11 protein-coding genes are annotated in these 11,308 nt (G+C 66.1%); 4 read left to right on the plus strand and 7 right to left on the minus strand.

The genetic code is table 11. The features are described from left to right. Positions 1 to 396: 396 nt before the first annotated feature. From XH85_RS07465 to XH85_RS07490, 6 genes are all read right to left on the minus strand, one after another. Positions 397 to 1,224, minus strand: coding sequence for a DUF2076 domain-containing protein (locus XH85_RS07465; protein WP_128931377.1), 828 nt, complete (start codon positions 1,222 to 1,224; stop codon positions 397 to 399). 126 nt (positions 1,225 to 1,350) lie between these two features. Next, on the minus strand, positions 1,351 to 2,196 hold the full coding sequence (locus XH85_RS07470) for a ChbG/HpnK family deacetylase (protein ID WP_128931378.1): 846 nt from the start codon (positions 2,194 to 2,196) through the stop codon (positions 1,351 to 1,353). After that, on the minus strand, positions 2,193 to 3,239 hold the full coding sequence (locus XH85_RS07475; protein ID WP_128931379.1) for a glycosyltransferase family 2 protein: 1,047 nt from the start codon (positions 3,237 to 3,239) through the stop codon (positions 2,193 to 2,195). Before XH85_RS07475 ends, XH85_RS07470 begins: the two co-directional genes overlap by 4 nt. Positions 3,240 to 3,325: 86 nt before the next feature. Further along, positions 3,326 to 4,303, minus strand: coding sequence for an ATP phosphoribosyltransferase (gene hisG / locus XH85_RS07480; RefSeq protein ID WP_091886940.1), 978 nt, complete (start codon positions 4,301 to 4,303; stop codon positions 3,326 to 3,328). A gap of 3 nt (positions 4,304 to 4,306) precedes the next feature. Then, positions 4,307 to 5,458, minus strand: coding sequence for an ATP phosphoribosyltransferase regulatory subunit (locus XH85_RS07485; protein WP_128931380.1), 1,152 nt, complete (start codon positions 5,456 to 5,458; stop codon positions 4,307 to 4,309). Positions 5,459 to 5,613: 155 nt separating this feature from the next. After that, entirely contained in the window at positions 5,614 to 6,369 is a 756-nt protein-coding gene (locus XH85_RS07490; RefSeq protein ID WP_128931381.1) for a 16S rRNA (uracil(1498)-N(3))-methyltransferase, read from the minus strand. Positions 6,370 to 6,580: 211 nt separating this feature from the next. Here XH85_RS07490 and XH85_RS07495 point away from each other — a divergent pair, with 211 nt between their 5' ends. Next, complete coding sequence (locus tag XH85_RS07495; RefSeq protein ID WP_128937137.1) at positions 6,581 to 7,243, plus strand: hypothetical protein; 663 nt, start codon at positions 6,581 to 6,583, stop codon at positions 7,241 to 7,243. Further along, positions 7,240 to 8,172 (plus strand): 4-hydroxybenzoate octaprenyltransferase, encoded by a 933-nt coding sequence (gene ubiA / locus XH85_RS07500; RefSeq protein ID WP_128931382.1) that lies wholly within the window; start codon positions 7,240 to 7,242, stop codon positions 8,170 to 8,172. The genes XH85_RS07495 and ubiA overlap by 4 nt, the downstream gene beginning before the upstream one ends. A 105-nt stretch (positions 8,173 to 8,277) precedes the next feature. Here ubiA and XH85_RS07505 read toward each other — a convergent pair whose 3' ends face one another. Next, complete coding sequence (locus tag XH85_RS07505) at positions 8,278 to 8,796, minus strand: DUF6101 family protein (RefSeq protein ID WP_128931383.1); 519 nt, start codon at positions 8,794 to 8,796, stop codon at positions 8,278 to 8,280. A gap of 265 nt (positions 8,797 to 9,061) precedes the next feature. Here XH85_RS07505 and XH85_RS07510 point away from each other — a divergent pair, with 265 nt between their 5' ends. Together XH85_RS07510 and XH85_RS07515 are read left to right on the plus strand one after the other, a co-directional pair. Next, positions 9,062 to 10,459 (plus strand): TldD/PmbA family protein, encoded by a 1,398-nt coding sequence (locus XH85_RS07510; protein WP_164940713.1) that lies wholly within the window; start codon positions 9,062 to 9,064, stop codon positions 10,457 to 10,459. Next, entirely contained in the window at positions 10,446 to 11,264 is an 819-nt protein-coding gene (locus XH85_RS07515; protein ID WP_128931385.1) for a 3'(2'),5'-bisphosphate nucleotidase CysQ, read from the plus strand. Before XH85_RS07510 ends, XH85_RS07515 begins: the two co-directional genes overlap by 14 nt. The last annotated feature ends 44 nt before the right edge of the window (positions 11,265 to 11,308 follow it).

Consider the following 11,308-nt stretch of genomic DNA (forward strand, 5'->3'; position numbering starts at 1 on the left):
CAACTCGTACAATTCGGTGATGAGATGTGTCGTCACGTCGGATAAGGTTGCAATGCGCTGCTGAAGTGAACTCATTTTAAAACCCCGACTGTTGCCAAGAGCGGCAGCCACATCGTGTGTGGCATGAGCAACGTGTTCTTCCAGTTGAACACCCATGTCCGAATTTGGAAATCCGGGAGTCTACGGCCGCGCGCGTCAGAAAGTGATTTCGGCTTTCATGGTGAACTCGGGCGCGTCCGGCAACGTTCAGCTCAGTGTAAGCCAGCAACCATGCGCATTAGTCATACTATATCGAACGGCTTCTCTGCGCGCGGTGGCACAAGAGGCGCTTGAGCTACGCCCTAAAAGAAAACGGCCGCCGAGAGGCGGCCGTTTCGTATCTACCGGGTGAATTGCTCACGCGTAATCGCTGCCGCCATCGTCGCCGCCGCCGAAATCGCTGTCGTCGCCGGTGTCCATGTTGTCGTCGCCATCGTCGCTGTAATTCTGGTCGTTGTTGTCCCGATCGTTCGACGCCTGATCGAAGAAGCCTTGGCGCGAGTCGTCGCGGCGGTTCGAGCCGATATCGTCGAGGCCCGCATCGCGCGCGAGCGAGCCGCCGGACTGGTCACTGCCGCCCCAAGGACTTCCACCAGCGCTGCGGTCGCCCAGGGCGTTGGTGTCGCCAAAGGCCTGCTGATGCGGTCCGCCCATCATGCCGCGGATGCTGGAGAGCAGCAGCGAGCCGCCGACGACGCCGGCCGCGGCCGCCGCCGCCGTGCCGAGGAACGAGCCGCCAGCACCGCCGATCGGCGGCGCGCCATAACCCTGACCCGGACCCTGGCCGTAGGCCTGACCGTAAGGCGGCTGGCCGTAGCCCGGCTGGGTCTGCTGCATGGCCTGGCCGCTATTCCAGACCGGCCGCGAGTCGCGCGGCGGCACGTTCGGAACCGAACCCCGCGACGGGCTTCCGCCGAACAACGTCTCGCGCATGGAATCCAGGAAGCCGCCGGACTGCGCCTGCTCGGGCGCCTGCCCCGCTTCCAGCTCCTGGATACGGGCGTGGGCGCGCTTCAGCGCTTCGTCCTGCAACAGCACGGTCTGCACCAGCGCGTAGATCGCACCGGGTGCCTTGCGCAAGCCGTCGGAGATCGCGGCGGTTGCGTCCGGATCGCGCGGTGCATTTTCCAGTTTGGTAAGCCGGTCGAAAAGCTCGTCGACGAGCTGGCGTTCCTGCGGCGTCATGATCAATCTCCTTCGCGCAAAACCAAGCGCGCAGGAGATGTAGGGTTCCATTATGGCCCCAACAGTGCCGGCCGGATTAAATTTCGGTATGCGACAAGCTGCCCCGCAAGGCGGTTTTCGGCGACTTCATCCCAGCGTGACGCCGCTGTCCGCCAGCAGACGTGGGAACGCGTCGCCGGCGAAATAAGCGTGCTCGCGTTCGCGCACATCCGTCATCGGGTCGAGACCGACAAGAACGTCATCGACGAAACCGGGATGGCACATCACGAGACCGCCCTCGGGGAGGCCTTCCAGGAACTGCCGCATCAATGCGCCGAAATCGGCCGCCCGCGTGAAGTCGTAAGCCCCGGCGAAGCCGGGATTGAAGCTGAGACCGGCCGCGCCGGCGCGGCGGCGGAATTGCGCGCTGAGGATATCGAGCACCATGGCCTTTAGTGAGGCCATCCGCTGCGCCAGCGGCAGGTTGCGTCCGCACTGGCGTACCCAGGCGTTCGGTGCGGTCTCGCTCACGGCATCGACAAAGCCGTCGCGCACCTGGGGATAGAGCTGCACATGCTGGTGGCCGTCGACGAAGTCGGGCGCACGCCCGAATGCTTCGGTGAACGCTGCGAGCTGCGCCTTCACCTCGTTGCGAAAGAATTCGCGGTCGAGCCGCCGCATCAGTCCGGCGCGCAGCAGCTTCGGAAAGGCCAGGAACATGTCGCCGTCGAGAGGGCGGAAATGCATGGTGAGCGGCCGGAACGGTGCCGACAGCGTCACGTGCAAGCCGATCGCGCAGCGCGGGCTCGATTTGGCTGCCGCGTCCAGCGCTTCGATCTCGCTGCGCTGGATCGCCGGACCCACCATCATCACCGACGTGGCGTTGAGGCGGCCGCGTTCGATCAGGTCGCGGATGGCGCGGTTGACGCCCGGGCTGATGCCGTAATCGTCGGCGCAAAGCCAAATCCGCCGCAGGCCCGCGGCAGCACTCATTCGGCGGCCGTCCTTTTCGAAGCGTCGTCGGCGTTGTCGGCCTCAAAATGCTTCTCGCTGTGCTCGGCGACGAAGTAGATCGGGCGCGCCTTCAGCTCGGAGAGGATCTTGCCGATATATTCGCCGACGATGCCGATCATGATGAGCTGCACGCCGCCGATGGTCATCAGGCCGACCACGAGCGAGGGATAGCCGGGCACCTGCTTGCCGGTCGTGAAGACCTCCCAGAGGATGGAGAGGCCGAACAGGAAGGCGATACCGGCAAGAGCCGCGCCGAGCAGGCTGGCGAAGCGCAGCGGTGCCACCGAGAACGAGGTCAGGCCCTCGATCGACAGGCCGAGCAGGCGAGCGGCGTTGAAGGTGGTGACGCCATGGGCGCGCGGCGCCGGTTCGTAGTCGACGCGGATCTGGCGGAAGCCGATCCAGCTGGCCAGTCCTTTGAAGAAGCGGTTGCGCTCCGGCAGCTGCCTCAGCGCTGCGACCGCGCGCGGTGAGAGCAGGCGGAAGTCACCGGCGTCCTCGGGAATCTTCTGCCGTGCGCCCCAATTGATCAGCGCGTAGAAGCCGTGCACGGCGAGCCGCCGCAGGAAAGGCTCGTTGTCGCGATGCGCCTTGGCGGTATAGACGACGTCGTAGCCGTCTTCGATCCAGTGCTGCACCAGCTGCTCGACCAGGGCCGGCGGATGCTGGCCGTCGCCGTCCATGAACATGACGGCGCCGAGCCGCGCATGGTCGAGGCCGGCCATCAGCGCCGCCTCTTTGCCGAAATTGCGCGACAGCGAGACCACCTGGACGCCGATCGCGTCGGCCGGCAGGCTGCGGGCGATCGACAGCGTCGCATCCGCGCTGCCGTCGTCGACATAGACGACCTCGCAAGCAAGGCGATAGCGCTGCCGCAAGGTCTTCGCGAGCTCGCAAATCCTCTGATGCAGGGCGGCGAGGCCCGCCGCCTCGTTGTAGACGGGGACGACAATCGACAGCCCCTTCGCGGCGGCGCTGGCCGCTGTGGTCGTCATGCCGGAAACGTCAGAGCCCAGCGTCATCGATCAAGGTTCCAGAGGCGTTTAGGTCTTCTCAACCGCATATGGTAGCAGCCGTTTGCTGTCGCTACGCTGAACAAAGCTAGGGCTCACCGCCCCAGGAACGCTTCGAGCTTGGCGAACAGCGGGTTCTCCCGGTCGAACACGTAGTCGAGCGAAACCACCGAGACGGTCTCGGCGCCATGCTCGCGCAGGAAGCTCGCCAGCGCATAGAGCTGCCCCGGGGGGCAGTGCAGCGTCAGCATGCCTGACGAGGTCGGTCCGCCAAATGGGGCCTCCACGCCGAACCGGCTGTGGGCCTCGCCGAGCAGGGCGGCGTCGCACTGCCGGAAGCGGGTGCGGACCTCGCGGTATTTGTTGGCCCGCGCCCGCGCCGCAATGTGATCGAGGATGACGCGCGCGGTCTCGCGCGCCTGCGGCGACCAGTCGGCCTCCTTCGAGGCGACCAGATTGGCCTGGCTGCGCAGGATCACGCCGTCGTCGAGCACCCGCAAGCCATTGGCGGCGAGCGTTGCACCGGTCGTGGTGATGTCGACGATCAGCTCGGCGCTGCCGGCCGCGGGCGCGCCTTCGGTCGCGCCGGCGCTTTCGACGGTGCGGTAGTCGGTGATGCCGTGGCTCTGGAAGAAGGCGCGGGTCAGATTGATGAACTTGGTCGCGACCCGCATCCGCATGTGATGCTGCTCGCGAAAGCCGGTGGTGACGTCGTCGAGGTCGGCCATGGTGCGGACGTCGATCCACGCCTGCGGCACCGCGACGACGACATCGGCATAGCCGAAGCCGAGCCCCTCGATCAGCGACACGCGCTTGTCGGCATCAGCGATGTTCTCGCGCACCAGGTCTTCGCCGGTGACGCCGAGATGCGCGAAACCGCGGGACAGTTGCGAGGCGATCTCGCTCGCCGAGAGATAGGCGACCTCGACATTGTCGAGGCCCGCGATGGTGCCGCGATAGTCGCGGGCACCGCCGGCCTTCGACAGCTTGAGCCCGGCGCGGGCGAAGAAGGCTTCGGTGTTTTCCTGCAGGCGGCCCTTGGAGGGAACGGCCAGAACGAATGGCGCGCTCATGACTTAAGCTCCCACCTTGCGGCCGATCTTGGTCAGCGCGTCCACCCAGACCGAGAAGCCGACCGCAGGGATCGGCTGCGCTGAGCCGAGCTGGGTCATCAGCCCATCATAGCGGCCGCCGGCGACCAGCGGCTCGGCGCCATTACCCCTGTGATGCAATTCGAACTCGAAGCCGGTGTAATAGTCGAGCCCGCGTCCGAACGCGGTCGAGAAGCGCGTCAGCTTCACGTCGATGCCGCGCGCCGCCATGAAGCCGACCCGGCTCTCGAGCTGGTCGATCGCAGCCGTGAGATCGAGCTTGGCATCGGTGGTCAGTGCGCGCAGCTCTGCGATGGCATCGTCGGGATTGCCTGCGATCGACAGGAAGCGTTTGAGCACGGTGATCGCCTCGCGCGGCAGCGCGCCACCCTTCAGCGTCGATTGCTCGAGGAAGCGGTCGGCGATCTCGGCCGTGGTGCGGCCGCCGACATTGGTGGTGCCGGCGATCGACATCAAATCGGTGACGAAGGCGAGCGCTGCCTTGCGATCGGAGCCGGCCAGCGCGGCGAGCACGCCCTCATATTCGCTGCGGGTCGCGGTGGCCGCGGCCGCCAGCCGCTCCAGATCCTGCTCCAGGCTGATCTTGCGGTTGAAATCCTTGACCAGCCGGCGGCGCCAGACTGGATAGAGATCGAGCGCATCGAGCAGGGCGTTGAACAACGCGACGTCGCCGGTGCGGATCTCGACGTCGCCGACTCCGAAGGCGGCGGTCGCCTCCAGCGCCAGCGCCAGCATCTCGGCATCCGCCGCGGCGCGGTCCTGACGGCCGAAGGATTCGATGCCGGCTTGCAGGAATTCGCTGGCCTGGCCGCTGCGGTAGCGGAACACCGGGCCGAGATAGCTGAACCCGGCCGCCTGGCCGGCACGGGCAGAGGCGAGGTAATCGCGCGCCACTGGAATGGTCAGGTCCGGGCGCAGGCAGAGCTCCTCGCCCGTGAGGTCCGTGGTCAGGTAGAGGCTCTTGCGGATGTCTTCGCCCGAGAGGTCCAGGAACGGCTCGGCCGGCTGCAGGATGGCGGGCTCGGCCCTGACATAGCCCGCCTGCGCGAACGACAAGAGCAGCGTGTCCGCCCAGGCGGCGGAGCCGGCAGCATTTGAGGTGGCAGTCGCGGTCATAACAGGGTCCATCGTCCCGGTGGAACCGGGCAGGCAAGGGGAAGGCAACAGAATTGGCGCAGCCCTTAGCATGGCCGGAAAGCGGTTTCGACCTCCAAAGGATCAATCGCTTAACGGCCGGGCAATTCATCGTTTCATCGTCAGGCCGACGGAAGCTAGCCAGTCTTGCCGCCCCAATCGCCCAGCACCGCCTGCACCAGCGCCAGGGCCGCCACCGCGGCGGTGTCGGCCCGCATGATCCGGGGGCCGAGCGCCAGCCGCAGGATCTTCGGCTGCCGCAGCAGCAGTGCCCGTTCCTCCGCGGCAAAGCCGCCTTCGGGGCCGATCAGCACGTCGATGCCTTGGTCGGCCTCGCGCGCGTTCTGTAGGCTCTGAATGGGGCTTTCGACCTCCGCCGCCTCATCGCAGAAGATCAGCAGCCGGCCCGCGGCGCGCTGGCTGAGGTACCGCTCCAGCGGCACCGGCTCGGCCACCGCGGCGATGCTGAGGATGCCGCATTGCTCGGCCGCTTCGACGACGTTGGCGCGCATCCGTTCGGTGTTGACCCGGGAGGCCTGGGTGAACCGGGTCAGGACCGGCTGAAGCGTGGCGGCGCCCATCTCGATGGCCTTCTGCACCATGTAGTCGAGCCGGGCATGTTTGAGCGGGGCGAAAATGTAGGCGAGGTCGGGCAGTCGGTCCTGGGGCCGGGTCTGCTGGAGGATGACGAGGCCGTCCGGCCGCTTGCGGCCTTCGATGGCAGCTTGCCACTCGCCGTCGCTGCCGTTGAAAGCCAAAACCTCGGCCCCGGCGGCAAGCCGCAGCACATTGCCAAGATAGTTGCTCTGGTCGCGGTCGAGCAGGACCCTGGCGTCCTGGGCCAAGGGAGCGTCGACGAACAGGCGAGGGGCGCGAAAATCGTGGGAAGGCATCGTTCGAAGGTCCGATTTATCGCCGTTCTTAACCGAAAGCCGCCATTTCGGGGGTAAATATTGCCAAACTGGTGCGTCCCAGCGCCGCGCTCTTGCCCTATTCCACGGGTTGTTAAGCGCCGGTGGGAATCGTAGAAACGCGAACACGCTGGTTGCGCTTCCAATTGGGAAGACGCCGAAACCGTAAGCTCCTGCCGGAGAGACTATCTTGATGATCCGTCATTTGATGGTTCCGATCACTGCCGCCATGGTCACGATGGGCGCCGCGGGCGCTGATGCGCAAAGCGCGTTCCCGGCGCCGCTGCCCAATCAGGCCGCGACCAGTTCCGCGTTTCCGCCCGTGAACGGTTCGGCGCCCGTCGCGTCCGTCGGCACCGCGCCGCAATCGTCCTTTCCCGTGAACGGCGCTGCGCCGATCGGCGGCGCCGGCGCCTTCAGTGCGGCCCCGCCGACGCAAGGCGGTCCCGGCGAGGACTGTATGAAAGCGTTCATTCCGCTCCGCGAGGAAGCCGAGAAGCGCGGCAAGCTGATCAAGGCCGCGAGCGACCGTCATGCGCCGCCGGACGAGGCCTGCAAGCTGATCGGCAACTTCAGCCAGGCTGAGCTGAAGATGATCAAATACATCGAGTCCCACGCCGCCAAATGCGGAATCCCGCCGCAGATCGGCGAGCAGATGAAGACCGGCCACAAGAACACCGAGACCATGCAGAAGAAGGTCTGCACGGTCGCGCAGCAGATGCAGCAGCAGCAGGCGCGCCCGGCCGGCCCATCGCTGAGCGAGGTGCTGGGTTCGGGCTCGGCGCCTGAAGCCAATGCCGGCAAGAAGGGCGGCAGCACCTTCGATACGCTCAATGGCAACGTCCTGACCCGATGAGCGATACATCCGCCCGCGTTGCCGATTCCACTGGCAACTGGGTCGATACGCGCGCGCCGCAATGGGCGCGGCCTTATTTGCGCTTGTCCCGCTTCGACCGTCCGATCGGCTCCTGGCTGCTGTTGATGCCGTGCTGGTGGTCGGCGGCGCTCGCCGCCGGCATCGCGCACGAGGTCCGCGGCCTGCCGCTCACCATCATCCTGTTCTTCATCGGCGCCTTCGTGATGCGTGGGGCCGGTTGCACCTGGAACGACATCACCGACCGCGACCTCGATGACAAGGTCGAGCGCACCCGCTCGCGGCCGCTGCCATCAGGGCAGGTGACCACGAAGCAGGCGCTGGTCTTCATGATCGCACAGGCGCTGATCGGTCTCCTCGTGCTGTTGCAGTTCAACCGCTTCGCGGTCCTGACCGGCATCGCCTCGCTGTTGATCGTCGCGATCTATCCCTTCATGAAGCGCATCACCTGGTGGCCGCAGATCGTGCTTGGGCTGGCCTTCTCCTGGGGCGCCCTGATGGGGTTTGCCGTCACGTTCGGACGCATCGACGTCACCGCGCTCGTGCTCTATGCCGGCGCAATCTCCTGGGTGATCGGCTATGACACGATCTACGCGCATCAGGACGCCGAGGACGACGCGCTGATCGGCATCAAGTCCACCGCGCGCCTGTTCGGCGCGCACACGCATCAGGCGCTGATCCTGTTCTACGGGCTCGCGGTGATGCTGATCGGCGTCGCGCTGGCCTCCGGCGATGCGCGCTGGCCGGCCTGGCTCGGGCTTACGGCCTTCGCCGTGCATCTGGCGTGGCAGATCGTGCGGTTGAGAATCCACGATCCCGAGCTCTGCCTGCGCCTGTTCAAGTCGAACCGCGATGCAGGCTTGCTGCTGTTTGCGGGATTGCTCGCGGACGCGGTGATGCGGGCTGCGTAGCTCTCGTAGGGTGGGCAAAGGCGCCCTTGCGCCGTGCCCACCATGTTTCCGAGACTGGGATAGAAGAGGTGGGCACGCTTTCGCTTTGCCCACCCTACGGCACCTTTAATTCCTTGCGATGATCTCGCGTTCGCCGCGATGGACGGAAAGCTCGCGTGCGATGCCGGTGCGCCGGCGCATCAAAAATTTCGGGCGGCGGGCGCGGATCGCGTTGGTGCGGCGGCGACGCGGTGCGGGTTTGCGTGCGTCTTCGTCGAGCTGCGGCAGCGCAAAGATCTCGCTCCAGATCGCCCAGGCTTCAGTGAGCTCGTCGCCATCGGCGCCGACCAGCAGCGGAACGGAGAGCGAGGGATCGCGATGCACGAGGATAAGGGCCTGCGCCTCGTCGTTGCCGCGGAGCGCGACACCGGTGAAGTCGCTGACGCGGACGTTGATCGCCATTTGCATGCCGCGAACGGCACGACGCAGCACCACACGCTCACGATGAAGCTCGATCTGCCTGACATGTCCGTCGGCGCGCGGATCGTGCGCATCGAAGCGAACCGGTAGGGAAAGAGGGTCGAGCCGCAAGGAGCGGCTCGACCCGGCGGGAGTGACCCCGCTTGTTGCTGTTTGACGCCTCACGGCTTTAGTTCTCCCCGCCGGGATTATGTTCCCGGTCGATGCGAGGACCTTAGCGCGCGCCTTTCCCAAACCGCTTAAAAAGGCTGGTTAACCCACCGTCACTGCTGCTCATGATTGACAAGACCTTGGCGCGCATGATTGACGAGACGTTGCGCCGAAGTCGCGAATCTGAGCTTTTGGCGGGCTGAAAATGCTTGAAGTCCGCGCTATCAGGGCACATCTGTGGGTTCCAGTCCCGAACCCCCGCCCCAACAGGATTTCGTTCGTGAACTCTTCACCATCCGCAAGCTCGACGCTTTCGACCTCAGCCAATCGCGACCTGTTCGATCAGTCCGCGCTCTCCGATCTCGCGCAGCGACTGGTCGAGGCGGCCAAGCGCGCCGGCGCCGATGCGGCCGATGCGGTCGCAGTGCGTGGCGTCTCGCAGGGCGTCGAGGTGCGCGACGGCCGCGTCGAGGAATCCGAGCGGTCCGAGGGCGACGATGTCGGCCTGCGCGTTCTGGTCGGCCAGCGCCAGGCGGTGGTCTCGACCAACGACGTCAGTGGCGATGCCGTGACCAAGCTCGCCGAACGCGCGGTGGCGATGGCGCGTGTTGCGCCCGACGACAAATATGTCGGCCTCGCCGATCCCGCGCTGCTCGCGCGCGACTTCCCCGATCTCGACCTGCTCGATTCCGACGTGCCCACGACATCAGAGCTCGAGCGCCGCGCGCTTGCGGCCGAAGCTGCCGCGCTCGGCGTCAAGGGCGTGACCAAATCCGGCGGCGCCTCGGCTTCTGCCGGCATCGGCGGCATGGTGCTCGTCACCTCTACCGGCTTCCACGGCTCTTACTTGCGCTCCAGCCAGGGCATCTCCGCGACCGCCATATCGGGCGAAGGCACCAGCATGGAGCGCGACTACGACTTCACTTCGGCGCCGCACGGCGCCGATCTGCTGTCGCCGGAAGCCGTCGGCCGTTCCGCCGGCGAGCGCACCGTAGCGCGCTACAATCCGCGCAAGGTCGAGACCTGCAAGGTGCCCGTCGTGCTCGATCCGCGCGTTGCGGGCTCCCTGGTCGGCCATCTCGTCGGCGCCATCAACGGCGCCTCGATCGCGCGCAAGACCAGCTTTTTGAAGGACAAGCTCGGCCAGCAGCTGTTCGCGAAGAACATCCGCATCGTCGACGATCCCTTGCGCAAGCGCGGTCTGCGCTCGCAGACGTTTGATGCCGAAGGCGTCGCGGTGAAGAAGACCGCGCTCGTCGACGAGGGCGTGCTGACGACCTGGCTGCTCGACTGCGCCACCGCGCGCGAGCTCGGCCTCACCACCACCGGCCACGCCCATCGCGGCGTCTCCTCCTCGCCCTCGCCCGGGCCGTACAACCTGCATCTCGAAGCCGGAACGCCGACACCGGCCGAGCTGATCGCCGACATCAGCCAAGGCTTCTACGTCACCGACCTGATCGGCTCCGGCGTCAACGGCGTCACCGGCGATTACAGCCGCGGCGCCTCCGGCTTCTGGATCGAGAACGGCGAGATCACCTATCCCGTCAGCGAGGTGACGATCGCCGGCCATCTGTTCGAGATCTTCAAGTCGATGCAGCCGGCGAACAATCTCGAGTTCCGCTACGGCATCAATGCGCCGACGGTGCGCATCGAGGGTCTGACGCTTGGCGGACGTTGACGCGCAATCCCTGGACGCGACCATCCTGACGCGCGATGCGGCGCTGCTGAAGGACGCGGTGCGGGACGCAGGCGCGCTGGCGCAATCGATGTTCCGCACCGAGCTGAAGAAGTGGATCAAGGGCGTATCCTCGCCGGTGTCCGAAGCCGATATCGCGGTCAACGATCTGCTCGAAGCGCGCTTGCGTGCTGCGAGGCCCGATTATGGCTGGCTGTCCGAGGAGAGCGCCGACGATGCGGCACGGCTGTCGCGGCGGCTGACCTGGATCGTCGATCCCATCGACGGCACGCGCAATTATCTGGGCGGCCATGACGATTGGTGCGTCAGCGTCGCGCTGGTCGAGGACGCCTCGCCGGTGCTTGCCGCGGTTTTCGCGCCGTCGCGCGATGAGTTCTTCTTCGCGGTCCGCAGCGAGGGCACGACGCTCAACGGCGAGCCGGTACAGACGACGTCCGGGTCCGAGCTCGACTTCGCACGCGTCGCCGGCCCGAAGCCGCTGGTCGAGCGGCTGAAGCCCTCGCTTGGCGAAATCAAGCTGCATCCGCGAATCGGCTCGCTCGCGCTGCGTCTGTGCCGGGTCGCCCACGGCGCGCTGGATGCGGCTTTTGCGGGCGGCAACAGCCATGATTGGGATCTTGCGGCGGCCGATTTGATCGTGCAGGAAGCGGATGGTAAGATGAGTGACCTCTCCGGAGAACCCATCCTCTATAACCGCCGGGAAGTGGCGCACGGGGTGCTGGTGGCAGCGGGACGCGATCGTCATGCGGGCATTGTCGCGCATTTTCGAAACCGCCCCTTAGCCTAAAGCGCTTTCGTCGTGCTTGTCGAACACTGCTTTGCCGGGCAGAC

Source organism: Bradyrhizobium zhanjiangense (genome assembly GCF_004114935.1).
GTDB classification, from domain to species: Bacteria; Pseudomonadota; Alphaproteobacteria; order Rhizobiales; family Xanthobacteraceae; genus Bradyrhizobium; species Bradyrhizobium zhanjiangense.

Bases quoted from the DNA above. Each gene is read 5' to 3' on its own strand.
- XH85_RS07495 (WP_128937137.1), top strand. From the start codon at position 6,581: ATGATCCGTCATTTGATGGTTCCGATCACTGCCGCCATGGTCACGATG.
- hisG (WP_091886940.1), bottom strand. From the start codon at position 4,303: ATGAGCGCGCCATTCGTTCTGGCCGTTCCCTCCAAGGGCCGCCTGCAG.
- XH85_RS07485 (WP_128931380.1), bottom strand. From the start codon at position 5,458: ATGACCGCGACTGCCACCTCAAATGCTGCCGGCTCCGCCGCCTGGGCG.
- XH85_RS07470 (WP_128931378.1), bottom strand. From the start codon at position 2,196: ATGAGTGCTGCCGCGGGCCTGCGGCGGATTTGGCTTTGCGCCGACGAT.
- XH85_RS07465 (WP_128931377.1), bottom strand. From the start codon at position 1,224: ATGACGCCGCAGGAACGCCAGCTCGTCGACGAGCTTTTCGACCGGCTT.
- ubiA (WP_128931382.1), top strand. From the start codon at position 7,240: ATGAGCGATACATCCGCCCGCGTTGCCGATTCCACTGGCAACTGGGTC.
- XH85_RS07490 (WP_128931381.1), bottom strand. From the start codon at position 6,369: ATGCCTTCCCACGATTTTCGCGCCCCTCGCCTGTTCGTCGACGCTCCC.
- XH85_RS07475 (WP_128931379.1), bottom strand. From the start codon at position 3,239: ATGACGCTGGGCTCTGACGTTTCCGGCATGACGACCACAGCGGCCAGC.